This window comes from Streptomyces sp. NPDC044003, from assembly GCF_056435185.1.
This window is the reverse complement of record NZ_JBWKFA010000002.1, coordinates 622,121-647,673: the sequence shown is the minus strand read 5'-3', so window position 1 is coordinate 647,673 and position 25,553 is coordinate 622,121. Positions and strand designations below refer to the sequence as shown.

At 73.2% G+C, this 25,553-nt stretch carries 23 protein-coding genes; 11 read left to right on the top strand and 12 right to left on the bottom strand.

Features of this window, described 5'->3' with window-relative positions; genetic code table 11:
* Positions 1 to 8: 8 nt before the first annotated feature.
* Positions 9 to 503, bottom strand: a complete 495-nt coding sequence (locus AC07AW_RS09490) for a DUF3145 domain-containing protein (RefSeq protein ID WP_266891520.1) — start codon at positions 501 to 503, stop codon at positions 9 to 11.
* A gap of 259 nt (positions 504 to 762) precedes the next feature.
* Here AC07AW_RS09490 and AC07AW_RS09485 point away from each other — a divergent pair, with 259 nt between their 5' ends.
* Positions 763 to 1,644, top strand: coding sequence for an SGNH/GDSL hydrolase family protein (locus tag AC07AW_RS09485; RefSeq protein WP_478814858.1), 882 nt, complete (start codon positions 763 to 765; stop codon positions 1,642 to 1,644).
* A 52-nt stretch (positions 1,645 to 1,696) separates the two neighbouring features.
* Here AC07AW_RS09485 and AC07AW_RS09480 read toward each other — a convergent pair whose 3' ends face one another.
* The gene (locus tag AC07AW_RS09480) at positions 1,697 to 4,132 is read right to left on the bottom strand and encodes a glycoside hydrolase family 3 protein (protein ID WP_478814857.1); all 2,436 of its coding nucleotides are present in this window, start codon (positions 4,130 to 4,132) and stop codon (positions 1,697 to 1,699) included.
* Positions 4,133 to 4,290: 158 nt separating this feature from the next.
* Here AC07AW_RS09480 and AC07AW_RS09475 point away from each other — a divergent pair, with 158 nt between their 5' ends.
* Complete coding sequence (locus AC07AW_RS09475; RefSeq protein WP_478814856.1) at positions 4,291 to 4,878, top strand: TetR/AcrR family transcriptional regulator; 588 nt, start codon at positions 4,291 to 4,293, stop codon at positions 4,876 to 4,878.
* On the opposite strand, the gene AC07AW_RS09470 is transcribed toward AC07AW_RS09475, so the two are convergent.
* Positions 4,875 to 5,672, bottom strand: coding sequence for an NAD(P)-dependent oxidoreductase (locus AC07AW_RS09470; RefSeq protein ID WP_478814855.1), 798 nt, complete (start codon positions 5,670 to 5,672; stop codon positions 4,875 to 4,877). The two genes, AC07AW_RS09475 and AC07AW_RS09470, sit on opposite strands and share 4 nt — an antisense overlap.
* A 58-nt stretch (positions 5,673 to 5,730) precedes the next feature.
* Here AC07AW_RS09470 and AC07AW_RS09465 point away from each other — a divergent pair, with 58 nt between their 5' ends.
* Both AC07AW_RS09465 and AC07AW_RS09460 read left to right on the top strand, forming a co-directional pair.
* On the top strand, positions 5,731 to 6,639 hold the full coding sequence (locus AC07AW_RS09465) for a LysR family transcriptional regulator (RefSeq protein ID WP_478814854.1): 909 nt from the start codon (positions 5,731 to 5,733) through the stop codon (positions 6,637 to 6,639).
* Between the two features lie 32 nt (positions 6,640 to 6,671).
* On the top strand, positions 6,672 to 7,385 hold the full coding sequence (locus AC07AW_RS09460; RefSeq protein ID WP_478814853.1) for a carbon-nitrogen hydrolase family protein: 714 nt from the start codon (positions 6,672 to 6,674) through the stop codon (positions 7,383 to 7,385).
* A gap of 118 nt (positions 7,386 to 7,503) precedes the next feature.
* On the opposite strand, the gene AC07AW_RS09455 is transcribed toward AC07AW_RS09460, so the two are convergent.
* Positions 7,504 to 9,693, bottom strand: coding sequence for a M4 family metallopeptidase (locus AC07AW_RS09455; RefSeq protein ID WP_478814852.1), 2,190 nt, complete (start codon positions 9,691 to 9,693; stop codon positions 7,504 to 7,506).
* Positions 9,694 to 9,830: 137 nt separating this feature from the next.
* Between AC07AW_RS09455 and AC07AW_RS09450 the strand changes: the two genes are divergently transcribed.
* Positions 9,831 to 10,793 carry a LysR family transcriptional regulator gene (locus AC07AW_RS09450; protein WP_478814851.1) on the top strand — a complete coding sequence of 321 codons (963 nt, stop codon included), beginning with the start codon at positions 9,831 to 9,833 and terminating at the stop codon, positions 10,791 to 10,793.
* 21 nt (positions 10,794 to 10,814) lie between these two features.
* On the opposite strand, the gene AC07AW_RS09445 is transcribed toward AC07AW_RS09450, so the two are convergent.
* The 5 genes from AC07AW_RS09445 to AC07AW_RS09425 all read right to left on the bottom strand — a co-directional run bounded on the left by AC07AW_RS09445 (position 10,815) and on the right by AC07AW_RS09425 (position 15,617).
* Complete coding sequence (locus AC07AW_RS09445) at positions 10,815 to 11,633, bottom strand: pectate lyase (protein WP_478814850.1); 819 nt, start codon at positions 11,631 to 11,633, stop codon at positions 10,815 to 10,817.
* Between the two features lie 11 nt (positions 11,634 to 11,644).
* Positions 11,645 to 12,472, bottom strand: a complete 828-nt coding sequence (locus AC07AW_RS09440) for an EI24 domain-containing protein (protein WP_478814849.1) — start codon at positions 12,470 to 12,472, stop codon at positions 11,645 to 11,647.
* A gap of 10 nt (positions 12,473 to 12,482) precedes the next feature.
* Positions 12,483 to 13,994 carry a serine/threonine-protein kinase gene (locus AC07AW_RS09435; RefSeq protein WP_478814848.1) on the bottom strand — a complete coding sequence of 504 codons (1,512 nt, stop codon included), beginning with the start codon at positions 13,992 to 13,994 and terminating at the stop codon, positions 12,483 to 12,485.
* Positions 13,995 to 14,109: 115 nt separating this feature from the next.
* Entirely contained in the window at positions 14,110 to 14,532 is a 423-nt protein-coding gene (locus AC07AW_RS09430; RefSeq protein ID WP_392152454.1) for an organic hydroperoxide resistance protein, read from the bottom strand.
* Between the two features lie 65 nt (positions 14,533 to 14,597).
* Entirely contained in the window at positions 14,598 to 15,617 is a 1,020-nt protein-coding gene (locus AC07AW_RS09425; RefSeq protein ID WP_478814847.1) for an NADP-dependent oxidoreductase, read from the bottom strand.
* A gap of 106 nt (positions 15,618 to 15,723) precedes the next feature.
* Between AC07AW_RS09425 and AC07AW_RS09420 the strand changes: the two genes are divergently transcribed.
* Positions 15,724 to 16,158, top strand: a complete 435-nt coding sequence (locus AC07AW_RS09420) for a MarR family winged helix-turn-helix transcriptional regulator (protein ID WP_478814846.1) — start codon at positions 15,724 to 15,726, stop codon at positions 16,156 to 16,158.
* Positions 16,159 to 16,166: 8 nt separating this feature from the next.
* On the opposite strand, the gene AC07AW_RS09415 is transcribed toward AC07AW_RS09420, so the two are convergent.
* Complete coding sequence (locus tag AC07AW_RS09415) at positions 16,167 to 17,297, bottom strand: SCO2400 family protein (RefSeq protein ID WP_478814845.1); 1,131 nt, start codon at positions 17,295 to 17,297, stop codon at positions 16,167 to 16,169.
* 287 nt (positions 17,298 to 17,584) lie between these two features.
* Between AC07AW_RS09415 and mreB the strand changes: the two genes are divergently transcribed.
* From mreB to AC07AW_RS09400, 3 genes are all read left to right on the top strand, one after another.
* Complete coding sequence (gene mreB, locus AC07AW_RS09410) at positions 17,585 to 18,649, top strand: rod shape-determining protein MreB (protein ID WP_478814844.1); 1,065 nt, start codon at positions 17,585 to 17,587, stop codon at positions 18,647 to 18,649.
* Between the two features lie 38 nt (positions 18,650 to 18,687).
* Positions 18,688 to 20,157: a GAF domain-containing sensor histidine kinase gene (locus AC07AW_RS09405; RefSeq protein WP_478814843.1), complete on the top strand. Its 1,470-nt coding sequence runs from the start codon at positions 18,688 to 18,690 to the stop codon at positions 20,155 to 20,157.
* Positions 20,158 to 20,278: 121 nt separating this feature from the next.
* Complete coding sequence (locus AC07AW_RS09400) at positions 20,279 to 21,463, top strand: nitrate/nitrite transporter (protein ID WP_478815319.1); 1,185 nt, start codon at positions 20,279 to 20,281, stop codon at positions 21,461 to 21,463.
* A 25-nt stretch (positions 21,464 to 21,488) separates the two neighbouring features.
* Here AC07AW_RS09400 and AC07AW_RS09395 read toward each other — a convergent pair whose 3' ends face one another.
* Positions 21,489 to 22,127, bottom strand: coding sequence for a response regulator (locus tag AC07AW_RS09395; RefSeq protein ID WP_478815318.1), 639 nt, complete (start codon positions 22,125 to 22,127; stop codon positions 21,489 to 21,491).
* Positions 22,128 to 22,165: 38 nt separating this feature from the next.
* Positions 22,166 to 23,380, bottom strand: coding sequence for a sensor histidine kinase (locus AC07AW_RS09390; protein WP_478814842.1), 1,215 nt, complete (start codon positions 23,378 to 23,380; stop codon positions 22,166 to 22,168).
* A 176-nt stretch (positions 23,381 to 23,556) separates the two neighbouring features.
* Here AC07AW_RS09390 and AC07AW_RS09385 point away from each other — a divergent pair, with 176 nt between their 5' ends.
* Both AC07AW_RS09385 and AC07AW_RS09380 read left to right on the top strand, forming a co-directional pair.
* The gene (locus AC07AW_RS09385; protein WP_478814841.1) at positions 23,557 to 24,045 is read left to right on the top strand and encodes a hypothetical protein; all 489 of its coding nucleotides are present in this window, start codon (positions 23,557 to 23,559) and stop codon (positions 24,043 to 24,045) included.
* 33 nt (positions 24,046 to 24,078) lie between these two features.
* Complete coding sequence (locus AC07AW_RS09380) at positions 24,079 to 25,524, top strand: acyl-CoA synthetase (RefSeq protein ID WP_478814840.1); 1,446 nt, start codon at positions 24,079 to 24,081, stop codon at positions 25,522 to 25,524.
* The last annotated feature ends 29 nt before the right edge of the window (positions 25,525 to 25,553 follow it).

Here is a 25,553-nt window from a genome sequence, read left to right as displayed (position 1 = left end):
CAGCCCCGTCAGACGACCTGGTGGAGCCAGCGGACGGGGGCGCCCTCGCCCGCGTACCGGAAGGGTTCCAGCTCGTCGTCCCAGGGCTTGCCGAGCAGCTTGGCGATCTCCGCCTCCAGCTGGGTCTCGCCCTGCGCGGAGCGCGCGAGGGCGGCCCGCAGCCGGTCCTCGGGGACCAGGATGTCCCCGTGCATGCCGGTGACGGCGTGGAAGATGCCCAGGTCGGGGGTGGCACTGTAGCGCTCGCCCTCGGCGGTGGGGCAGGGCTCCGCGGTGACCTCGAAGCGGAGCATCTGCCAGCCGCGGAGCGCGGAGGCGAGTTCGGAGGCGGTGCCGGTCCGGCCCTGCCAGGAGAACTCGGCTCTCCAGGTGCCGGGGGACGCCGGCTGGCGGATCCAGTCGAGCTGGACCCTCGCACCGAGGACGCCCGCGACCGCCCATTCGACGTGCGGGCACAACGCGCGCGGTGCGGAGTGTACGTACAGGACTCCACGTGTCGTCACCGGGACCTCCAGTGTGGGACGAGGTTCGCCTTGCCCAGCGGCCTCAGTAAACAGCATCAGGAGCAGAACACCGCAAACCCTCAAAAAGGGGACAGCATGTGACGTGATGTAATTTACCGGAGCCGGTCGGCGAAGGCGCCTCTGGTTCGACGGGGGAAAAGCTACCGTGCCGCACCGTCATCGGTGTGACGTACGGTCGGTCCGGGGGTCGGTGAACACGAAGCTTTCACCCGCCAGGACGCCGAAGGAGGGGCCGGGGATGCGCGGCCGAGGCCGATTCCGTACCGCTGTCGCCGCCGCGACGGCCACGCTGCTGTGCGGAGGGGTGCTCTCCGGCTGCACGGCCGGGGAGCCGGTGGCGAAGGCGCCCTCGGCACGACCGGTACCGAAGCCGACGCCTCTGTGGGACGTCTCCCCCGCCTCCGTCGCGGCCGTCGGCGACTCCGTGACCCGCGCCTTCGACGCCTGTTCGGTGCTGTCGGACTGCCCCGAGGTGTCGTGGGCGACCGGCACGGACACCGCCGTCAACAGCCTGGCGCTGCGGCTCCTCGGGCCGGAGAAGGTGGCCACCCGCAGCTGGAACCTGGCCAGGACGGGCGCGCGGATGGCGGAGCTCCCGGAGCAGATGGCCGGGGCGGCCGCCGAGAGGCCCGAGCTGGTGACGGTGATGATGGGGGCGAACGACGCCTGCCGCGCCACCCCGGACCTGATGACCCCGGTGGCCGATTTCCGCGCCTCCTTCGAGTCGGCCCTCGCCCGGTTGCGGGCGGGCGCACCGAAGGCGCAGGTGTACGTGGCGAGTGTGCCGGACCTGAAGCACCTGTGGTCGACGGGGCGGGTGAGCCCGATGGGGCGCGAGGTGTGGAAGCTGGGGATCTGCGGCGCGATGCTGGCGGACGCGGAGGACCTGGGTCCGGCGGCCGAGCGGCGACGGGCGTCGGTGCGGGACCGGGTGGTGGCGTACAACGAGGTCCTGGAGCAGGTCTGCGCGAAGGACGCGCGCTGCCGGTACGACGGCGGGGCGGTCTTCGGGTTCCGATTCGGCGGCGGGCAGTTGAGCCCCTGGGACTGGTTCCATCCGAGCAAGGACGGGCAGGCGCGGCTCGCGGAGCTGGCGTACCGGCGGATCACGAAGGAGTGAGGGGCCCCGGGGCGGTTGTCAGGTTCCGCCCCGGGGCCGGTCACGGGGGAGGTCAGACCTCCAGGGTGGCCGTCAGGCGCGCGTCCGTGAGGGAGTGCGCGGCGACGACCTCGTAGGTGCCGGCGACGAAGGTCCAGTCGTTCTTGTCCTCGTCCCAGATCTCGAAGGCGCGGCGGGGCAGCGCGATCTCGGTCTCGACGGTCTCGCCGGGCGCGGCCTCGACGCTCGCGAAGGCGGCGAGCCAGCGGGCGGGGCGTTCCACCGTGGCGCCGGTCGGCGCCAGGTAGATCTGGACCGTCTCGCGTCCGGTACGGGCGCCGGTGTTGGTGAGCCGGACGGTGACCGTGTCGGGGGCCGCGACCAGGGAGTCGTACGACCAGGTCGTGTAGCCGAGGCCGTGGCCGAAGGGGTACGCGGGGACGGCGCCGGCCTTGTCCCAGGCGCGGTAGCCGATGAAGACGCCCTCGGTGTAGTGCAGTTCGCCGTCCGTCGGGGTGACCTCGGTGACGGGGGCGTCGGCGAGGGCGACGGGCCAGGTGGTGGGGAGGCGGCCGCCGGGCTCCTCGGCGCCGGTGAGGACGTCGGCGAGGGCGGCGCCGCCCTCCTGGCCGGGGAACCAGCTGAGCAGGATCGCGGCCACGTCCTCGCGCCAGGGCAGTTCGACCGGGGAGCCGGCGTTGACGACGACGACGGTGTTCGGGTTGGCGGCGGCGACGGCCCGTACGAGGTCGTCCTGGCGGCCGGGGAGGGCGAGGTCCTTGCGGTCGAAGCCCTCGGACTCGACGCGTTCGGTGGTGGCGACGACCACGACGGCGGTGTCGGCGGCGCGGGCGGCCTCGACGGCCTCGGCGATCAGTTCGTCGGGGTCACGGCGGGGACCGAGGTGGACGAAGGAGAACATGACGGCCGGGAGCGGGGCCGCGAACGCCTTGTCGAGGGTGTGCAGCAGGGAGACCTCGACGGTCTCGCCGGCGGTGAGCGTGACCTTGGCGCGCTCGACCGGGGAGCCGAAGAAGGCCTCGAAGGGGTCGGTCTCGGGGCCCATGGCCTGGGTGCCGTCGAAGACGGTCTCTCCGGCGACGGTGAGGGTGAAGGCGCCGAGGCCGCGGGTGCCGAAGGCGTGCTCGCCGGACTCGCGCGGGGTGAAGGTGCCGACGACCTCGATGGAGGCGAGGGTCTCGTGGGTGACGCCCGCGGGGAGGTCGTCGCCGATCCACTGGACCTGGCCGTTGGGCAGGGAGCCCTCGCCGATGACGATTCCGGCGGCGTCGCGGCAGCGGGCGCGGAGGGTGAAGCCCTGGTCGGCGGGGGCGAGTTCCTCGCTGGGGTCGGCGCCGATCGTGTAGGTCAGGGCGTCGGCGGGGAGGGCGGCGGTGAGGCCGTCGAGCGGGGAGACGACGTGGTCGGGGAAGACCTGGGCGGAGCCGCCGCCGAGGACGCGGGCGTCGCGGGCGGCGGCGCCGGAGAGCGCGACGGTGGCGTTCTTCAAAGGCAGGGCGCCGTTCTCGTTCCGTACGAGGACGAAGCCGCGGCGGGCGATCTCGCGGGCGAGGGCGTCGCCGTCGATGGCGGCGGGGTGCTCGGTGACGACGGGCGGGGCGCCTTCGAGGGCGCCGACGCGGGCGGCGAGCCGCAGGACGTTGCGTACGGCCGTGTCGACGGCGGACTCCTCGACCTCGCCGGCACGGACGGCGGCGGCGAGGGCCGGGCCGTAGACGGTGTCGGGGCCGGGCATGGCGACGTCGAGGCCGCCCGCGATGTCGGCGGTGGTGGAGCGGGCGGCCATCCAGTCGGAGACGTTGTAGCCGTCGAAGCCCCACTCGCCGCGCAGGACCTCGTTCACGAGCTGGTGGTGCTCGGTCATCGTCACGCCGTTGACCTGGTTGTAGGCGGTCATGATGCCCCAGGGGTGGGCGTTCTTGACGATGGCCTCGAAGGGGGCGAGGTAGAGCTCGCGGAGCGGGCGCGGGGCGATGCGGTTGTCGACGGAGAAGCGGTCGGTCTCGGCGTCGTTGGCGACGTAGTGCTTGACGGTGGTGCCGACCCCGCCGTCCTGGACGCCCTGGACGTAGCCGGTGCCGATGGCTCCGGTGAGGTACGGGTCCTCGCTGTAGGCCTCGAAGTGGCGGCCGCCGAGCGGGGTCCGGTGCAGGTTGACCGTGGGCGCGAGGAGGACGTGGACGCCCTTGCGGCGGGCCTCCTGGGCGAGGAGCCGGCCGGCCCGGCGGGCGAGCGCGGGGTCCCAGGTGGCGGCGAGGGCGGTCGGGGACGGCAGGGCGATCGACGGGTCGTCGGCGGTCCAGCGGACGCCGCGGACGCCGATGGGGCCGTCGGACATGACCAGGGACTTCAGGCCGATCTCCGGCAGGGCGGGCAGGGACCACATGTCCTGGCCCGCGAGCAGCCGGGTCTTGGCGTCCAGGTCGAGCTTGCCGAGCGCCGCCTCGACGACCGTGTTCCTCACGGTCTCCGCGCTGGTCTCCGCCATGGCCGTACCTCCTCGTTGACGTACCGAATGACCCCGATGCGCCCATCGTGCACCCACCTACCTGTAGATCGGTAGGTGACGTAATCATTCCGTTACTTCGCTGTCGTCGCGAGGAGGTACGGTCCTGTCGGACGGACCTGTGAAAGGGGGCCACGGCGATGGTGCGGGCCAGAAGCGAGGAGCGGCGCGCGGACATCCTGCGCGCCGCCCTCGAAGTGATCGCCGAGCGCGGCTACCGGGGCGCCACCCTCGGCTCCGTCGCCGAGCGCGTCGGGCTGACCCAGCAGGGGCTGCTCCACTACTTCCCGACGAAGGAGGCGCTGCTCGTCGCGGTCCTGGAGGAGCGCGACCGCTGGGACACCAGCGGGGGCCGGGACCGCGAGGGCTGGCGGCTCGACCTCCTGGAGTCCCTCGTCGAGTACAACGCGATGCGGCCGGGGATCGTGCAGACCTTCTCGGCGCTGCTCGGCGAGAGCGTCACCGACGGGCATCCGGCGCGGGAGTTCTTCACCGAGCGGTACACACAGGTGCGGGCCAACATGGCGGACGTGCTGCGCCTGGAGTTCGGCGAGCGGCTGCCGGGCGGCCTCACCCCGGAGCGGGCGGCGCCGCTGCTCACAGCGGTGATGGACGGCCTCCAGTACCAGTGGCTCCTGGATCCGTCGGCGGTGGACATGCCGGGCGCCTTCCGCGACTTCCTGCGGCTGCTGTACGGCTCCGAGGACGGCGCCGAGGGGCGCGGCTAGCGGACGACCGCCGACAGGTCCTCGCCCAGGAGGGCCGGGTCCTCGGTCAGCAGGTGGTGGACGGCCTCCAGGACGGGGAGCTTCGCCGCCGCCGTGGCCAGGGCGACGTCCTTCGCGGCGAGGGCGACCGGGAAGTACGAGCCGGTGGCGGTGGCCCGGGCGACGGCGCCGGACAGCGGGCCCGCGCCGAGGGTGCGCAGCGCGAGCTCGCGGGGCAGGCCGAGGGAGCCGGCGAGCGTGAGGGCCTCGGCGACGAGGGCGACCCCGCCGATGGCGGCGTTGATGAGGACCAGCTTGAGGGCGGCGCCGGTGCCGGGGCCGCCGCAGGGCGTCACGGAGCCGAGCCGGTCGAGGACGGCGGCGACGGGCGCGGTGTCGCCGCCCGCGAGGATCAGCAGCTCGCCGGTCGCCGCCCGGTCGACGCTGCCCATGACGGGCGCGTCGATCAGGGTGACCCCGGCGGGGAGCCGGGCGGCGAGGGCGGCGACGGTGTCCGGGCCCACGGTCGAGGTGTCGATCCAGTGGGTGCCGGGGCGCAGCGCCGGGACGAGCTCGTCCGCGACGGCGAGGGCGGCGGCGGGGTCGGCGAGCATCGTGACGACGACGTCGGCGTCCCGGACGGCCTCGGCGGGGGTCGCGGCGCGGACGGCGCCGTCGGCGACGAGGGCGTCGGCCTTGGCGGCCGTACGGTTCCAGACGGTCAGGGGGTGTCCGGCGTCGAGGAGGCGGCGGGCCATGGGCAGGCCCATGGATCCGAGGCCGAGGAAGGCGATCTTCTGCGGGGTGGTGTCCATGCCGTCGACGCTAGAACCGGCTCCGGCATGCGACAAGCGAATGTCTAGCATGGTTCCCATGCCCCGTTCTCATGGCTTGTACGAGGTGTTCCTCGCCGTCGCCCGCGCCGGCTCCTTCACCGCCGCCGCCCAGCTCCTCGGCTACACCCAGTCCGCGGTCTCGCGGCAGGTCCAGGCCCTGGAGGACGAGGTCGGCGCCGAACTCTTCGAGCGGCTGCCGCGCGGGGTGCGGCTGAGCGAGGCGGGCCGGGTGCTGGTTCCGCACGCGGAGGCCGTCCGGGACCGGCTGGCCACCGCCCGGGCGGAGCTGGAGGCCCTGCGCTCCCTGGACGGCGGACTGCTGCGGCTCGGCTCCTTCTCCAGCGCCACGGCCGCGCTGGTGCCGCGCGCCCAGGCCGCGTTCCGGGAGCGGCACCCGGGGGTGACGGTCAGCCGCCTCGAAGGGCCCTCCGTGAAGCACCTGCGCCTGGTGGCCGCCGGGGAGGAGGACCTCGCGGTGGTCAGCCCGCCCCAGGACACTCCCCCGCCGCCGGGCGTGACCCTGCACCACCTGCTGGACGAGCCGATGCTGGTGGCGCTCGCACGGGGGCACGCGCGCGCGGGGCGGCGGGCCGTGCGGCTGGCCGAGCTCGCCGACGAGGAGTGGATCGTGGGCAACGAGCGCCTGGAGGACACCCTGTTCCGCCCGGCGGTCGCGGCCGGGTTCCGCCCGCGCACCGGGCTGCTGGCCCACGACTGGATCGCCAAGCTCGGCGCGGTCGCGGCGGGTCTGGGCGTCACGCTCGTGCCGGCGCTCGCGGCGGCCTCGGTCCGCCCGGACGTCGCGCTGGTCACGATCCACCCGGAGGACGTCCCGTACCGCCGGATCTGCGCGGCCACCCCGCCGGCCGCGACGGTCGCGGCGACCGCCTTCCTCTCCGTCCTGCGCGAGACGGCCCGCGAGCTAACAGACTCAACCCCATATTGACCCTTACAGGCCCGCGCGAGAGGATGGCGGTCATGATCGTCGCAGCCACCCAGTTCGCCCCGGTCGCCGGGGACATCGACGCCAACGTCCGTACGATCGCCGGCCTCGTCCGGGCGGCCGGGGCGGAGGGGGCCAGGGTCGTGGTCTTCTCCGAGCTCTCGCTCACCGGGTACGAGCCGTCCCTGATCCGGGACACGCCCGGCCTCGTCCTGACCGAGGACGACCCCCGCCTCGACCCCGTACGGGAGGCCTGCCGGGCCGCCGGTGCGGCGGCCGTGGTCAACGGGCCGGTACGGACGGGTGGTTCGGGCACCGGGATCACCACGCTCGTGATCGGTCCCGACGGCTCGCTCCTCGCGCGCTACGACAAGCAGCACCTGTACGGCGTCGAGGCAGAGGTCTTCGAACCCGGGGCCACCGACGGGCGGTTCGCGCTCGACGGGGTCCGCTTCGCCCTGGCCACCTGCTACGACAACCGCTTCCCCGAGCTCGCCGAGCGGGCCGCCGCCGACAACTGTGCCGCCTATCTGGCGAGTTCGGTGCTCGGCGCGGACAACGACTCCTTCGAGAAGGTCTATCCGGCGCGGGCCCGGGACTTCGGTCTGCACGTGGTGCTCGGCAACGTCCTGGGGCCCAACGAGGACGGGGTGGGCTGCGGCCGGGCCGGGGCCTGGGGCCCGGACGGCGGGCGGATCGCGGACGCGGGCTCCGAGGAGCCCGGGTTCGTCCTCGCCGAGGTGGGCTGAGCACGGAGGAAGGGCCGGACGGTCGTGGGACATACGACCGTCCGGCCCTCCGGGGAGCCCGCCGCGGAACCCCCGGTCCGCGACGTCAACCCGCCCCCGTTACGGGGCGCTCATTCCCTTACGGGGCGCTCAGGCCCAGCGTGTACGCGCCGGAGCCGCTGTACGCGTGGACCACGTACCGGTAGTAGCCCGCGGTGCCGTAGTAGCTGGTGTCCTCGTCGGCGCCCGCCGTGCCGCCGACGGCCACGTCAGCCCAGGCCGACCCGTTCCACTTCTGCAGGTACAGGTCGAAGTCGGTGCCGGCCGGGCCGCGCAGGCAGCCCACGTGGGTGCCGGAGGTCGCCGAGTAGTAGTACGAACCGTCGGGCTGGGCCTCGGCCTGACCGTCGGCCAGGGTGCCCTGGTAGGTGTACTCGGTGGTGTCGCAGCCGGTGGGCGGCGTCGTGGTGCCGACCGACAGCTGGTACGTGACCGTGTGCGTGGCGGAGCCCGTACCGGTGACGGTGATCGGGTACGTGCCGTTCGCGGTGCCCGCGGCGACCTGGACGGTCATCGTGGACGAGGAGCCCGAGGTCACCGAGGCCGGGCTGAAGGAGACGGTGACCCCGCTCGGGGCGCCGCTCGCGGAGAGCTGCACGGTCTGCGCGCTGCCGCCGGTGGTGGAGGTGTTCACCGTGGAGGTGGCGGAGGCACCCGGCTGCACCGAGCCCGAGGACGGGTTCAGGGCGAGCGAGAAGTCCGGGGTGGTGGTGCCGCCGCAGTCGGTCTCACCGGACTGGGCGGGCACGCCGACCGCGTTCCAGGCCGCCTTCACGGCGTTGCACTCGGCGCTGCCGTAGGTGTTCTTGGCGCTGGTCAGGGTCGCCTTGCGGGCGGCCGGGTGGTTCCAGGAGGAGGTCTTCATGAGCAGGGCGCCCATGAAGATCTTGCCGGCCTTCTGGATGCCGATGCCGGTCACCGAGGAGGGCCCGCCGGAACATATCGGGCTGCTCGGCTTGCCGCCGCCCGGGTTGGAGCCCTCGGCGAGCAGGTAGAACCAGTGGTTCTGCGGTCCTGCCGCCGCGTGCACCTCGGTGCCCGAGGTCAACTGCGGGTAGCAGTTGGGGGCGTTGTCGGCGAGCGAGGGGTTGTACATGTAGCGGATCGGCTTGTTGTCGCCGAGGAAGTTCAGCTTCTCGCCGACCGTGTAGTCCGGGGTGTCGTTCGGGTTGTCGGCGTAGTGCTCGGTGAGCGCGCCGAAGATGTCGCCCGTCGACTCGTTCATGCCGCCGTTCTCGTTGGACGAGCCCGAGCTGCCCGGCGTCCGGTCGAAGATCTCGTGGCCGTACTCGTGCGCCACGACGTCGATGCCGGTGAGCTGCATGGAGCCGGTCTGGTTGCGGCCGTACGTGGTCTTCGTACCGTCGTAGTACGCGTTGACCTCGCCGAGTCCGGCGCGGGCCGGGACCATGCCGCCCTGACCGTTCTGGCCGTTGTAGCCGAACCACTCCTTGAGCATGGAGTGTTCCTTCTGCGCGGCGTACATGATGTCGACGCAGGCGGTCACCAGATCGTTGGCGGTGCCGTTGCCCCACGGCGAGGAGCCGGTGTAGGCGCTGCCGTTCTGGCCGCCGCACTTGAAGCCGGAGCGGGTGGGGTCGGTCATCGAGGTCGCGGCGGTGTCGATGGTGACGTTGCCGTTGTGGTAGCCGCGGCCGTCGGCGTGCAGGATCTTGTCGGTGGCGCGGGCGACGGACCCGGTGCGCGCGTCGACGAAGGTGTCGAGGGAGCTGGGCGCGTCCTGCGCCGTCCGGCCGATGACCAGGGTGTGCCAGGTGAGGACGGCCTTGCCGCCCTTCAGGAGCACGGTCAGCTCGGGGGCGCTCGCGCTCTCGACCGAGGCCAGCTGCTTCCGGGCGGTGGCGAGGGCCGCGTCGGCCGTCACCTTCGCCTTGGTGGAGAGCCTGATCACGGGGGCCGGGGCGCCGGTGACCTCGCGGACCTTGCCGGAGCTGTCGGAGACGACGACCGCGTCGCCGCCGACGACCGGGAGGCCGCGGTAGGTGCGCTCGTACGAGGCGTAGTACAGGCCGTTCGTCCAGGGGGTGACGGACGTCCGGACGAGGTCCTCGTCGGCTCCGTGCCGCAGCTCGTCGAGACCGCTGCTCGCGGCCTTGTCGGCGGCGGCGAGGGCGAGCGCCTTGCCGTGGCCCGGGGGTACGGGCTGTGCCTGCGGGGTCGCCGCGGTCGCCGGTCCGACGAGGGCGGTCGCGAGGCTCGCCGAGAGCGCCAGGGCGGCCACGGCCGCCGTGAGTCTGGTCGGGTGCAACGTCGTGCTCCGTTCAAGGGTGGGGGAGACGGATCGTCGCGCCGAGTATGGGCGTGGACATGGCTAGTTCGGGACATCTCACGCGGCATAAGACGCGGGTTATGGTGCGCCCGCGCACCGCTGCGTACGCTGCTGAAATGCAGCTGGAGTTGAGGCATCTCGAGGCCGTCTGCCGGATAGCCGAAGCGGGCAGTCTGGGGCGGGCGGCCGGGCGGCTCGGGGTCTCGCAGCCGGCCCTCTCCGCGCAGCTCCGCCGCATCGAGCGGGTCGCGGGCGGGGAGCTCTTCCTGCGCGGCCGGCACGGCGTGGAGCCCACTCCGCTGGGCGAGTTCGTGCTCTCCAAGGCGCGGCTCGTGCTCGGCGAGATGGACGCGCTGGCCGCCGGGGCGCGGGCCGTCGCCCCGCACACCCCGCTGCGGCTCGGCTGCATCCTGCTCGTCCTCGTCGACCGGCTCCTCGGGGAGCTGGAGGAGGTCATGGCGGGGCAGGAGATCGCCGTCACCGTGGAGCACTCGGCGACGACGCTGACCCGGCAGCTCGGCGCGGGCCGGTACGACGCCGTGCTGTACGGGGAGGTCAACGACCACGAGGTGCCGCTGCCCGAGGGGACGAGCGCCCGCACCCTGGTCCCCAAGGAGCCGTTCTGCGTGCGGCTCTCGGCGGCGCACCCGCTGGCGGGCCGGGAGCGGATCGCACTCGCCGAGCTCGCGGGCGAGTCCTGGATGACGCTGGTGGAGGACGACGACGGCGGCCCCGAGGCGCTCGTCGCGGCCTGCGAGAAGGCCGGGTTCACGCCCTCGCTGCGGCACCGGGTCGCCGACCGCAAGATGCACTACGACCTGATCGCGGCGGGCCGGGCGATCTCGATGAGCCAGCCGACGGCCCCGGCGGCGGAGGGCACGGTCCTGCGCCCCCTGGAGGGCGATCCGGTGACGGGGCGGATCCGGCTCGCCTGGAACCGGGCGGCGGTCCCCGCCCCGCAGGCGGAACTGCTGTACGGGGCGGCGGCCCGCGCCTATCTGGCGAACGTCGACAACAACGCCTTCCACCGGGCCTGGTGGGACGCGCGGCCGGAACTGCACCCGGTCCTCGAGGTCTGAGGACCGGGTGCTCGTCCGGAATCAGTCGTACGAAAGGTCCCCGGCCGAGTAGCGGCAGGTGGTGCCGTCCGGGCCGGTGCCGATCTCCTTGGGCTCCTTGCCGGTGTTGTTGCCGGTGAAGCGGGTGCACGGCTTGATCTTCTGCTTGGCGTCGCCGTGGATCCGGATGTTCCGCAGGGTCGCGGTGTCGCCGTAGTTGGCGTTGACGCCGACGATCGACTTGCCGGGCGCGGTGACGTCGACGTCGTTGACCAGGATCGTGCGCGTGTACTGCTTCCTGCAGTTGCCGCAGGAGCGGACGAGCTTGCCGAAGTCGGCGACCTGGAACTTCGTCACGACCAGCTTGCCCGCGCCGTTGAACTGGAAGACCTTGTCGGAGGCGCTCTTCGCACCGCCGCCGTAGACCGCGTACACCGACGAGGCCGAGGTGCCCTTGAAGGTGGCGGCGTCCTCGCCGACGTTCTCCCACCAGACGTTCTGCAGGGTGCAGCTGCCGAGGCAGTGGACGCCGTCGGCGGCCGGGGTGCCGATGATCACGTTCTTGAGGACGGCGCCGTCCTTGAGGACGAACACCGGCTTCTGGCTCTCGTCCTGGCCGTCCGAGCCCAGCTCACCGGTGCCGTAGAAGCGCTTCAGCTTCCCGTCGTACGTGCCGGAGACCTCGATGGTCGTGGCGACCGGCTTCTCGCCCTTCGCCGCCGGCCAGGCCGGGACGGCGCTCGCCGCGCCCGCCGGGGCGAGCAGGGAGCTGGTGACGAGGGCCGCGCCGGTGATACCGAGGGCGCTGAGGCCGCCGATGACCGCGCGGCGGCGGCCCGTCTTCCGCTTGTGGGACGTCATGTGTTCCTTCTTCAGTGGGGGAGGTGATGCACCTCCTGGTCGCCACCGGAGGAAGGAAGGTTGCCGCCTTCTTGATCGTTTTCCTCGGAGTCGTCGCCGGACGTCTCTCCGCACAGGTCACGGGCCATCAGGGTGGCTCCGGCGACCGCTCCCGGCATGAGGAGGACGGCGACGAACGGCACCAGGAAGGCGAGCGTCAGCGGAACGCCGAAGCCCAGGACGGCCGTCCGGCGCCCGCGGAGCAGCCGCAGCCGCTCCTTGAGCTCGACGCCCCGGCGCTGGAGCGCGACGGCCGTCAGCTCCTCGGTGAGGAAGAAGCCGGAGACACAGAAGCCGATGGCGGGGACGACGGTCTGGCCGACGACGGGGATGAACCCGCAGGCGAAGAGCAGGACACCGTAGAGCGCGACCCGCAGCAGGATCCGCAGGCTGTCACGGGCCGAGATCCACAGCTCTCGCCAGAGCGGCAGGCCCGACTCGGGGACCTCGCCGCCCTCGCTGCGGTCGACCTCCTCGGAGAGCGACTCGTAGAAGGGCTGGCCGACGAGGAGGGTGACGGCGGTGAAGGTGATCACCGCGAGGAAGAGCCCGAAGGCGAAGACGAGCCCCGTCAGGGCTCCGCGGAAGAGGCCCTGCCAGGGCGAGGTCCAGTCGTCGGCGAACGGCGTCGCCCACGCGGCCAGGTCGTCGGCGCCGTAGCCGAGGCCGACGAGGGCGCCCGCGTAGAGGACGAGCGTCACGAGCCCGGGCAACAGCCCGAAACCGAACCACCGCCCGTGTTGTCCGACCCACTTCTGGCCCTGCAGCACGTACTTGAAACCGACCCCGAGATCACGCATGGGGGCCACCCTAACCGCCGGTGGTACGGAAGGATTCCAGGGCCGTGGCGAAGTGACGGCGGGCCTCGGCGGCGCGGCCGACCGGGGCCGAGGCCCACAGGTCGTACAGGGTCCCGGCCTGCTCCCAGCACAGGTCGACGGTGTGCCGGGGGCCCTCGGCGCCGGTGAAGCCGTCCCAGGTGAACTCCCAGCGGGCGGCGGGCAGTCCCTTGTGCCGCGTCTCCTCGACGGTGGCGTCGCGGTAGCCCTTGTTGGTCTTCGGGCCGGCCGCGTCGGCGGTACGCATCACCCCGATCGCCCCGCCGGTCGGGATGGCCCGGATCCTGATCCCGACCCAGACGCCCCCGTCCCCCGTCGTGTAGAAGACCCGCTCGCCGTCGGTCGAGCGGCGCGCCCCGGCGGGCACGGCGAGGGTGAAGCCGCGCTCGTCCCGGACGGCGGTGTATCCGGCGGGTACGGGCGCGGGTGCGGGTGTCGCGGAGGAGCTCCGCGAACCGGTGGGCGAGGCCACCGCGGGCTGCTCGTCGCGACCGGCGAGCAGCACGGCCACGGTCACCGCCGCGACGGAGGCGGCGACGGCCGCGACGACGAACGGCAGCGCGAGCCCGCCGCGGCGGGAGGGGCCTTCGGGGCCCGTGGGTCGGTGCCGTGGCTCCGGGGCGGTGTCCCGTGCGGTCGGCGGGTGGAGGTCGGGCACCGGCTGGGGTTCGGCCGCGCACGCGGCGAGCAGACGGCGGGCCTCGGCGGCGCCCAGGCGGCGGGCCGGGTCGCGTTCGAGGAGGCCCTGGACGACGGGGACGAGCGGTCCCATCCGTTCGGACGGGCGGATCTCCTCGTACACGATCGCGTGCAGGACGGCGCCGATGGAGTCCCGGCGGAACGGCGACGTGCCCGTCGACGCCGCGCACAGCAGCGCGCCGAGCGACCACAGGTCGGAGGCGGGTCCCGCGTCGTCGCCGCGCATCCGCTCCGGCGCCGTGTACTCCGGGGTGCCGATGAAGACCCCGGTGCGGCTGAGCGTCGTCGCGCCGGGGAGGCTGGCGATGCCGAAGTCGGTCAGGACGGCCCGGCCGGTGCCCTTCTCCAGGAGGACGTTGGCGGGCTTCACGTCCCGGTGCAGGACGTCGCGGGCGTGGGCGGCGGACAGCGCGTCGAGCAGGTCGAGTCCGAGCCGCGCGGTCTCGCGCGGGGACAGGACCTCGCCGGCGGCCAGCCGGTCGGCGAGCGAGCCGCCGTCGACGAGCTCCATCACCAGGGCGGGCTGTCCCTGGTGCTCGACGACGTCGTGGACGACGATGACGTGCGGGTGGCGGACCTGGGCGACGACCCGGGCCTCCCGCAGGGCGCCCTCCGGGTCGGCGCCGGAGTCGAGCGCGAGCGTCTTGACGGCGACCTGGCGTCCGAGCAGCTCGTCGGTGGCCCGCCGGACGACGCCCATGCCGCCCTGGCCGAGCCGCTCGCCGAGGCGGTACCGCCCGCCGATCAGCTCGTGATCGGCCTGTTCCGACCGGTTGTTCGACACGCTGGCTCCCCCCGTCCGCAGGACACGGACATGATGCCGCAGCCCTCCGTACGCGGCGAGGACCGCACCCCGGTCGGTCGGGGTGCGGTCCTCGCACGGTGTGCGCGTCCGTGACTCAGACGGCGAGCTCGACCGTGATGTTGCCGCGGGTCGCCTTGGAGTACGGGCAGACCTGGTGGGCCTTCTCGATCAGGCTCTTGGCGGTCTCGGCGTCCACGTTCGGGATGGTCGCCGAGATCTTGACGATGATGCCGAAGCCGTCGTCGTTCTTGCCGATGCCGACCTCGGCGGTGACCGTCGAGCCGGAGACGTCGGCGTTCTCGTTGCGGGCGACGACGCCGAGCGCGCCCTGGAAGCAGGCGCTGTAGCCGGCCGCGAAGAGCTGCTCGGGGTTGGTGCCCGCGCCGGAGCCGCCCATGGCCTTGGGCGGGTTCACGACGACGTCGAGCTGACCGTCGTCGGTGGCGACACGGCCGTCACGGCCGTTCTCGGCGGTGGCGACGGCGGTGTAGAGAACCTCGGACTGCTGGATGGACATGCGGATGTCTTCCTTCTTCACTCCGCCGACGACTCGCGCCCACGATCGCGACGGCTGAGGGAAGACTAGCGGGTCGCCGAGACGATCATCTTTCCGGTGTTGTCACCGCGCAGCAGGCCGAGGAAGGCGTCCACGCCGTTCTCGATGCCCTCGACGAAGGTCTCGCGGTGCTTCAGCTCGCCCGAGGCGAGCCAGCCGCCGACCTCCTGGACGAACTGGTTCTGCAGGCCGTAGTGGTCGCCGACGAGGACGCCCTGGAGCCGCAGCCGCTTGCCGATGATCATCGCCATGTTGCGTGGTCCCGCCACCGGCTCGGTGTCGTTGTACTGGGCGATCATGCCGCAGATGGTGGCGCGGCCGTGCACGTTGAGCGAGGAGATCGCGGCTTCGAGGTGGTCCCCGCCGACGTTGTCGAAGTAGACGTCGATGCCGTCCGGGGCGGCCTCACGGAGCTGGTCCTTGACCGGGCCGTTCTTGTAGTTGAAGGCGGCGTCGAAGCCGAGCTCCTCGACGAGGAACTTGACCTTCTCGTCGGAGCCGGCGGAGCCGATGACCCGGGAGGCGCCCTTGAGCTTCGCCATCTGGCCGACCTGGCTGCCGACGGCGCCGGCCGCGCCGGAGACGAAGACCGCGTCGCCCTCCTTGAAGGAGGCGACCTCGAAGAGGCCGGCGTAGGCCGTGAGGCCGGTCATGCCGAGCACGCCGAGGTAGGCGGAGAGGGGGGCGAGCGCCGGGTCGACCTTGGTGGCGTGCTGGGCCTGGACGTCGGCGTACTCGCGCCAGCCGAGGCCGTGCAGGACGTGGTCGCCGACGGCGAAGCCCTCGGCGTTGGAGGCGATGACCTCGCCGACCGCGCCGCCGTCCATGGGGTGGTCGAGCTTGAAGGGCGGGATGTACGACTTCACGTCGTTCATCCGGCCGCGCATGTACGGGTCGACGGAGAAGTGCAGGTTGCGCACGAGGATGCGGCCCTCGGCCGGCTCGGTGACCGGGGTCTCGCGCAGGGCGAAGTCCGCCGGCACGGGCCAGCCGTGCGGACGGGCGACGAGGTGCCACTCACGGCTGGACGCGGGAAGAACGGACATGAGCACGGCCTCCAGGCAAAGCTTGAGATCACAAAAGGTTCACTGACTGAAACAACCATGCGCCTGGATATTTCATGTTGTCAAGTATCTGGGTAGACTGAGCCCCATGGCCACCTCACGCACGGACCCCCTGACCGTCGAAGTCGTCGAGCTGATCGGCACGGTCGTGGCGCGCTACTACGAGGAGTACGAGCAGGCGGCCGCACAGCACGCGCTGACCGGCGCCCAGGCCCGCGTCCTCGGCCTGCTCTCGCTCGATCCGCTGCCGATGCGGCGCATCGCCCAGAAGCTGAAGTGCGAGCCCTCCAACATCACCGGGATCGTCGACCGCCTGGAGGCCCGCGGCCTGGTCGAGCGCCGCCCCGACCCGGACGACCGGCGGGTCAAGCTGGCCGTCCCCACGGACGAGGGCCGCGACACCGCCCGCCGCCTCCGCGAGTCCCTCGACTTCGCCCGCGAGCCGCTCGGCGAACTGACCGAGACCGAGCGGACCCTCCTGCGGGACCTCCTGAAGCGGATGCTGGGCGAGGCCGTGGCCTGAGGCAGGCCCTACACGCACCACCAGAGGAAGCGGGTGCACGTCGGCTCCGGGCTGGGCGTCGGCGTCTGGCTCGGGGTGGGGCCGGTGGTCGACGGTACGGGACCGCCGGGCGTCCCCGATTCGCTCGGCGTCGCGCCGCCCGCCGGCGCGGACGGGGTCGCGGTCGGCGTGCCGGAGGGCGAGCTCGGGCGGGTGGTCGGCGCGGAGGTCGGTGCGCCGCCGCTCCCGTGGCCGGTACCGGTCCCCGAGCCCGTCCCCGTACCGGATCCCGTGCCCGAGCCCGTACCGGATCCCGAGCTCGAGCCCGCGCTCACCTGGCGGGGGCGTGCCGCGACGGAGCTCGGCGCGTCCGTCGCCGGGGACGGGCTCGTCCCCTCCGGCGTCTCGGAGGCCTCCACAGGGGGCGGAGACATCGGGGTCTCGGTGGCCTCCAGCTCCTCGACGGCCGTGGCGGCGCCGTCCTGCGGCGGCTCCTCCAGGGCGAGCTTCGCCAGGGTCAGCGTCCCGGCCGCGAGGACCAGTCCCACCGTTCCCACCAGGACCGTACGGCCCCGGCGCGCGCTCTTCCCCCGCCGCGCGGCGGAGCGGCCCCGCGAGGCGGCGCGGTCCTGCGCGGCGCCACGGGCGGCCCGGCGCCCGCCGGGAGCCGGGCGCGGCGGTTCCAGGACGTCCAGCTCGTAGACGTGCTCGGGCGCGGGCCGGTCGGACTCGTCGTGGTCCTCCGGCGCGTCCGGAGTCTCGGGCGCGTCCGGCGTCAGGGGCGACTCGTAGATCGCGGGGCGCATCGGATCGCCGTAGACCGCGGGGCCGGTGGGCGCACCGTAGACCGCGTGCTGGTTCGGCGTCTCGTAGACCGCGGGCCCGTTCGGCGCACCGTAGACCGCCGGCCCGTTCGGCGCACCGTAGACCGCGGGGCCGTTCGGGGCACCGTAGACCGCGGACCCGGTCTGCCCGCCGTACATCGCGGGCTGGTTCGGCGTCTCGTAGAGAGCGGGCCGGGTCGGCCCGCCGTAGCTGTGGTCCGGGGTGTGGACCGGTATGTGGGGGGTCTCGTACCGCAGTTCCTCGACGGGAGTCCCGCACCCGGCACAGGCGAGGGCCCCGTTGAGATGCCGCCGGCACGCGTGGCAGTAGTCCATGGGGCCCGCAGGCTATGCGGCCAGGTGCGGCGTCAGGTAGGCGCGGAAGTGAGGATCCTGTGTGGAAACCGCAGGTCGTCGGCGGTGCGCCGTGATTCTCCCGCTTCGGGAGGGATGGCCTCCGGGGCGCCCCTCACCCGGAGTGGGGTCGCCGACACGGCCCGCACCGGAGCCCCGGGCGGCGCAGCCCAGCGCGCGCCGCGCCCCGGACGGCCGGACGATGCGAACAGGACCGCGCATCGCGACCCGCCTCGCCCGTGCCAGCACCGCACTCCGGAGGATCCGCCGTGACCGTCAGCCTTGAGCAGCTGCGCCGTTGCCATGTCGCCGTCGACCTGGGTGCCGCCCGCACCCGGGTCTACGTCAAGGGCGCCGGACTCGTCGTCGACGAGCCCAGCGTCGCCGCCGTCAACACCCGTACCGGAGCGCTGATCGCCGTCGGCGCCCTCGCCGAGAAGATGACCGGCCGCACCCCCGACTACATCCGGGTCGTGCGCCCGGTCTCGGGCGGCACGGTCGTCGACATCGACATGGCGCAGCGGATGCTCCGTCACCTCCTCGGCGAGAAGCTGCGCCGGCAGCTGCGCCGCAAGCCCCGGCTGCGCGCGGCGGCCTGCACCCCGCACGACAGCGATCCGCTGGCGCAGCGCGCCGCCGTGGAGACCCTCGTCGGTCTGGGGGCGCGCCGGGTCGAGCTGGTCGACACGCTGATCGCGGCGGCCGTGGGGTGCGGGCTTCCCGTCGAGCAGCCGACCGCGACCATGATCCTTGTGTGCGGGGCGGCGACCACGCAGGTCGCGGTGCTCTCGCTCGGCGCGATCGTCACGGCGGAGCGGATGCCGGTCGGCGGCGACGCCATCGACCACGCCGTCATCCAGCACCTGCGCCACCACCACGAGCTGATGCTGCCGAGCCAGTCGGTGCGCCCGCTGCAACTCGCCCTCAGCGGCAACGGCCTGACCACGCAGGGCCCCGCCTGGACGGAGATCCACGGCCGGGACGTCGCCACGGGCCTGGCCCGGTCGGTGACCGTCGACACCGCCGCCGTACGGGACGCCATCCACACCCCGCTGACGGCGGTCCTCGACGGCATCGGGAAGGTGCTGCGGGACTGCCCGCCGGACCTGGTGGCCGACCTCGCGGACCGCGGGATCATGATGGTCGGCGGCAGTGCCCTGCTGCCGGGCCTCGACCAGATGCTGCGCGAGGCGACCGGGATGCCGGTGCACATCGCCGAACGGCCGGACGTGTGCGCGGTCCTGGGCCTCGGCGCGATGCTGGAGGGCAAGGTCAAGCCGATGGTCCTCGACCCGCTGTCGGAGCGGGACCCGCTCGCCGACGACGAGGACTGAACACCGCAAAACCGGATGTTCCGTACGACAATGAGACCATGACGATCATGGACGAGGACGCGGACGCGGAGACCGACGACGGCGCGGAAACGCCCCGCCTGCCGATGCTGCTCGAAGCGGTCCTCAGCGTCGGCACGGACCTCGAACTCCGCACCACCCTCCAGCACATCGTGGACTCCGCCACCGAGCTGACCGGAGCCCGCCACGGGGCGCTCGGGGTCGTCGACCCCGAGCGCCACCGCCTCACCGAGCTCTTCACCTCCGGCATGACCGAGGAGGAGCGGCAGCGGATCGGCCGCCTCGACGATCTGACGAACGGTCCGCGCTCGACCGGCGTCCCCGAGGACCACCTCGATGTCCCCATCCGGGTGCACACCCAGGTCTTCGGGCATCTGCACCTCACCGAGAAGCACGCGGGGCGCTTCACCGAGGAGGACCTCGCCCTGCTGCGGGTCCTCGCCTCCCAGGCCGGGATCGCCATCGGCAACGCCCGGCTGTACGAGACCGCCCGGCAGCGGGAGCGCTGGATCGAGGGCGCGGCCGCGGTGACCACGGCCCTGCTCACCGGCGCCCCCGCCGAGAACGCCCTGACGACCGTCGCCGAGCAGGCCCGCATCCTCGCCGACGCCTCGGCCGGCGTCGTCCTCCAGCCCACCGAGGAGGGCGGGATGGAGATCGTCGCCGCCTCCACCACGGACGACCCGGGAGACCTGGTCGGCACGACGATCGCGCCCGGCTCCCCGGTCCTGGTCCAGCTCCTGGGCGGAGAGCCGGTGTTCATCGAGGACTCGGCCACGGACCCCCGGATGACCACCCCTGTACGGTCCCGCTTCGGCCCCTCGATGATGCTGCCGCTGCAGAGCGGCGGGAAACTCATCGGCACCCTCGCCCTGCCCCGGCGGCGCGGCGGCGCGCCCTACTCGGCCGTGGACCGGCTGCACGCCTCGCAGTTCGCCTCGCAGGCGGCACTCGCCCTGGTGCTCGCGGACGCGCGGCACGACCGGGAGCGCCTCGCGGTCTTCGAGGACCGCGACCGGATCGCGCGGGACCTGCACGACCTGGTGGTGCAGCGGCTGTTCGCCACGGAGATGATGCTGGAGTCGACGCGGCGGCGGGCCGCCGGCTCCTCCGACGAGAACGAGCTGCTCGGCCGGGCCGTGGACGAACTGGACTCGACGATCCAGGAGGTCCGGACGACCATCTTCGCCCTCCAGCAGCCGCCGGCGGACGCGCCGACCTCCTTCCGGGGGCGGGTGCTGCGCGAGACCGGCGGTGCGGCGGCCCTGCTGGGCTTCCAGCCGTCCGTGCACTTCTCGGGCGCGGTCGACACGCTCGTCGACGAGGCGACGGCGGACAAGCTCCTCGCCGTACTGCGCGGGGCGCTCGCGGCGGCGCACCGGCGGGCCGGGGTCGGCGCGATCACGGTCGAGGTGTCGGCCGGGGAGGGTGGCGCCCGGCTGCGCGTCGAGGACGACGGGACGCCGCCGACCACGGTGACCTGGCCGTAGGACCGGACGGCGTCCCTCGTACGGAGCAGTTGGGCGCGCCGAGCCCCTCCCCCGGAACTTGACTGAGGACGTGACCACCGAGACCAAGTCCCCGACAGCGGCGGCCTACCGCAATCTGGTGATGGCCACGATCGGCTTCACGCTCACCTTCTGGGCGTGGAACCTGATCGCACCGCTCGCAAGCTGGTACGGCGACCGGCTCGACCTCAGCTCCTTCGCGCAGTCGTTCCTCGTCGCGGTCCCCGTCCTGGTCGGTTCGCTCGGGCGCGTCCCGGCGGGAGCCCTGACCGACCGGTACGGCGCGAAGCGGATGTTCCCGCTCGTCTCGGCGCTGACCATCGTCCCCGTGCTGCTGCTGACCGTGGTCAAGGACACCTACGGCCTGCTGCTGGTCGTCGCCTTCCTCCTCGGTCTGGGCGGCACGACGTTCGCCATCGGCATCCCCCTGGTCAACTCCTGGTTCCCGCCCGCCAAGCGCGGTCTCGCGCTCGGGGTGTTCGGCATGGGCATGGGCGGTGTGGCGCTCTCCGGCTACTTCACGCCCCGGATCGCCAAGCACGGCGAGAACCTGCCGTTCATCGTGGTCGCGATCGCGCTCGCCGTGTACGCGGTGCTGGCCGCGTTCCTCATCACCGACCGCCCGGACCGGCCCGTCCCGACGGCCTCCCTCGGGTCCCGCCTCGCCTCGGCGGGACGGCTGCGCGTGACGTGGGAGCTGTCCGCGCTGTACGCGATCGGGTTCGGCGGCATCGTCGCGTTCGGCGTCTACCTGCCGACGTACCTGAAGACCTGGTACGAGCTCGACCCGACGGACGCGGGCACCAAGGCCGCCGGATTCGCCCTGGTCACGGTCATCTTCCGGCCGATCGGCGGCTGGCTCTCGGACCGGATCCACCCGGCGCTCGTGACGGCCGGGGCGCTCGGCACGGCCGCCCTGTTCGCGATCGTCCAGGCCTTCGACCCGCCGCTGTACCCGGGCGGCACGATCGCCCTCCTCTTCATGGCGGCCGGACTCGGCACGGCGAGCGGTTCGGTCTTCGCCCTCGTCTCCCAGGTCACCCCGCAGGCCCAGGTCGGCAGCGTGACCGGCATCGTCGGCGCGATGGGCGGCCTCGGCGGATTCGTGCCGCCGCTGGTGATGGGCGCGATCTACAGCGCGAAGGGCTCGTACTCGATCGGCTTCATGCTGCTGTCGGACCTGGCGCTGGCGGGGTGTGTGTACGCGTACGGGCGGATGCGGGGGATCAGGCCGGGCGGCGAGAGCCCGGACCCGAAGCCCGCCGAGGTCACGGCGCGCCGCCCCTAGACGGTCACGCGCCCACCGGACACGGTCACGCGCCCACGCCGAGGAAACGCAGCACGGCCAGGACCCGGCGGTGGTCGGCGTCCGCCTTGGACAGGTCGAGTTTGGCGAGGATGCTGTTGATGTGTTTGGCGACGGCGCTCTCGCTGACGACGAGCTGGGTGGCGATGCCCGCGTTGGAGCGGCCCTCGGCCATGAGGGAGAGCACTTCCCGTTCCCTGGCCGTCAGCCGTTCCAGCGGATCGTTCGACCGCCGTACGAGGAGCTGGGCGACGACCTGCGGATCGAGCGCGGTGCCGCCGTCCGCGACCCGCCGCAGCGCCTCGATGAACTCCTCGACGTCCGCGACCCGCTGCTTGAGCAGATAGCCCACGCCGCTGGTGTGGGCGGCGAGCAGGTCGGCCGCGTAGCGCTCCTCGACGTACTGGGAGAGCAGCAGCAGGGCGGTCGACGACCGGCTGCGGCGGATGGACAGCGCGGCGCGCACCCCCTCGTCCGTGAAGCCCGGCGGCATCCGGACGTCGATCACCGCCAGGTCGGGGCGGTGCTCCTCGACCGCGGCGAGGAGCCCCTCGGCGTCGCCCGCCTCGGCGGCCACCTCGAAGCCGGCCATCTCCACGACCTTGACCAGTCCCATCCGCAGCAGGACGGAGTCCTCGGCGATCACCGCACGTCGCACACGGGGCTCCTCCTGCCCGGCGTTCTTCAGTTCTGGCACGGCAGATCCACGCTCATCATGGTCGGTCCCCCCACCGGGCTGCTCATTCGGAACGTTCCGTCGACGGACCGCACGCGCTGGGCGAGCCCCGTCAGGCCGCTTCCCTTGCCGGGGTCGGCCCCGCCCAGGCCGTCGTCCTCGATCATCACCCGCAGTATCCCGCCCAGCCGGGTGACCGTCACATCGGCCCGGGTCGCCTCCCGTGCGTGCTTGGCGACGTTCGTCAACGCCTCGGAGACGACGAAGTAGGCGACCGCCTCGATCACCGGCGGCGGCCGTCGCGGCAGGTCCGCCCTCAGCCGTACGGGCAGCGGGGCGCGGGCCGCGAGTCCCGACAGGGCTGCGTCCAGGCCGAGTTCGTCCAGGACGGCGGGGTGCAGGCCGCGCACGAGGCTGCTCAGCTCCTCGATCGACTCCTTCGCCTCCCGGTGCGCCGCGTCGATCACCTCGCGCGCCTCGGGCGGCAGGTCCACGAGCGTGGCCTTGGCTATGCCCAGGTTCAGTGCCAGCGAGACGAGCCGTTGCTGCGCCCCGTCGTGCAGGTCCCGTTCGATGCGCCGCCGTTCCGCGTCGGCGGCGTCCACCGCGCCGGCCCGGCTCTCGGTGAGGTCCTCGACCCGTCGCGCCAGGTCCTCTTCCCGGCTGCGGCCGAGCAGGGCGGGGACCACCTCGCTCTCCAGGCGTACGAGGGCGGCGGCCAGGTACGGGACCGCCGCCAGCACGAGCAGTCCCGCGACGGAGATGTACGCGGCCTGCGTGGAGTATTCGGGGTGCTTGATCCGCCATTTCCAGGGGACGGCGTAGACCCACACCGTGGTCAGCGAAGTGGCGAGGCCGGCCGGGATCAGCGCCACCACCAGCGCTTCGAGCCAGCCGAACAGCATCCCGGCCAGGGAGTGGTAGCCGAACTGGCGCCAGGGCCGCCGCCACCCCGGGCGGGGGATGTCGATGCCGAGCAGCCGCCGGAAACGCCAGCACTGGGCCACGGTCAGCGCCGGCACGCAGAGCACCGTCAACACGACCGTGATCCCCAGGCCGATCGGCCAGCTGCCGTCCGCTCCCGCGACGCTCTCCCACACGAAGCCGAAGACCACGAACAGCAGGGAGCTCATGAGGAGATGGAGCGGCGCCCCGAGGGCGAGGAAGGACGCGTCGCGCGTCAGGCGGGTGAGCGCTCGCCGCAGCCGGGTACGGATCTTCATGCCCTCACCGTAGGGGCCGGTCTCCGCGGCCTGCCATGAACCTGTCGTCCGCATCGGGGGTGTAGCCAGTGCCACCCCAAGACGGACAGCGGTGTTACTGACTCCGGAGCGCGGCGACCGGAGGGTTGATCACGAGCCCGACGGCCGGGTTCGTGACAGCGAAAGCGACCTCCGACATGGCTCTGACCTCCCTCATCCCCCTTGCCGCTGACGACAGTCGCGCTTCCGTCGGCATCCCCCGCCTCGGCCGCGTCCGCCGCCTGCAGGGCCGCGTGCTCCTGGGCGCGGGCCTCGCCCTGCTGCCCTGGCTCGGCTATATCGCCGGTACGCTCCCGCCCGCCGAGGCCGCCGCCTGGGTCGCCCTCGACGCCCTGGAGGCCGCCGCGCTGCTCACCGCCGGCAGCCGGCTGCTGCGCGGCGACGCCCGTCACCGCGCGCCCGCGGCCGCCGCCGCGGTGTTCCTCCTCGGCGACGCCTGCGTCGACCTCGCCACCTCCGCCGCAGGACCGGAGCTGGCCGTCGCCGTCGCCATGGCCGTGTGCGCGGAGCTCCCCCTCGCGGCCCTGTGCGCGGTGATCGCCGCGCGCCCACCACGAAGGGGTGGTCCCCGACCTGGGCCATCGGCCACGCCGCGCCCTCCGCACGGGCAGAATTCCTCCTGGTAGCCCCCTCCCTCGACGACCCGAGGAGTACGACCGGTGAGTGCGCTCTTCCCCGCCCTGGCGGACCCGTCCGACCGCCCCGCCCTGCGTGTCGGCCCCGACACCCTGACGTACGCCGAGCTGGCCCGCGCCGCCGGCGCGCTCGCCGGGCGCCTCGCCGGGGTGGAGCGGGTCGCCGTCTGGGCCACGCCGACCGCCCGGACGGCCGTCGCCGTGGTCGCCGCGCTGCTCGCCGGCGTGCCTGCCGTACCGCTCAATCCGCGCACCGGAGAGCGGGAGTTGGCGCACATCCTGGGCGACAGCGCGCCCGGCCTCGTGCTCGCGGGGCCGGAGGACGAGCTGCCGGGCGGGCTCGCGGCGCTCCCCCGGGTCGACGTGGAGCTCACCGGGCCGGAAGCGCCGCCGGCGGCGCCGGTCGACCCGGAGGCCACCGCGCTCGTCGTCTACACGTCCGGAACCACCGGCCCGCCGAAGGGCGTTCTGCTCTCCCGCCGGGCGGTCGCCGCCTCCCTCGACGCGCTGGCCGAGGCCTGGTCGTGGACGGCGGACGACGTCCTCGTGCACGCGCTGCCGCTGTTCCACGTCCATGGGCTCGTCCTCGGGATCCTGGGCCCGCTGCGGCGCGGCGGCGAGGTCCGGCACCTGGGCGGGTTCTCGGTGGACGGCGTCGCGCGGGAGCTCGGCGCCGGGGGCGGCACGATGCTGTTCGGCGTACCGACCATGTACCACCGGCTCGCGGACGCGCTCGACGCGAACGACCGCCTCACGGACGCGCTGGCGGGCGCCCGGCTCCTCGTCTCCGGCTCGGCGGCGCTGCCGGTGCACGACCACGAGCGGATCGCGGCGGCGACGGGCCGGACGGTCGTGGAGCGGTACGGGATGAGCGAGACGCTCATGAACACCAGCGTGCGCCCGGGCGGCGAGCCCCGGCCGGGGACGGTCGGGAACCCGCTCGCGGGCGTGGACCTGCGCCTCGTGGACGAGGACGGCTCCGTCCTGGAGGAGCTCGACGGGGAGACGGTCGGCGAGGTGCAGGTGCGCGGCCCGAACCTCTTCTCCGGCTACCTCAACCGGCCGGACGCGACGGCGGCGGCCTTCGACGGCGACTGGTTCCGCACCGGCGACATGGCGGTCCGCGAGGCGGACGGCGGGGTGCGTCTGGTGGGCCGGAAGGCGACCGACCTCATCAAGAGCGGCGGCTACAAGATCGGGGCGGGCGAGATCGAGAACGCGCTCCTCGACCACCCCGGCGTCCGCGAGGCGGCCGTCACGGGCGAGCCGGACCCGGACCTGGGCGAGCGGATCGTGGCCTGGGTGGTGCCGCAGGACGGGGAGAAGCCGCCGAACGACAAGGAGCTCGCCGATCACGTGGCCGGGTTGCTCGCACCGCACAAGCGCCCCCGGGTGGTGCGCTACCTCGACGCCCTCCCCCGCAACGACATGGGCAAGGTCCTGAAGAAGGCACTCCCGACGGCCGGTTGAGCGCGAAGGGGAAGGCCGGGCCCCTCCTG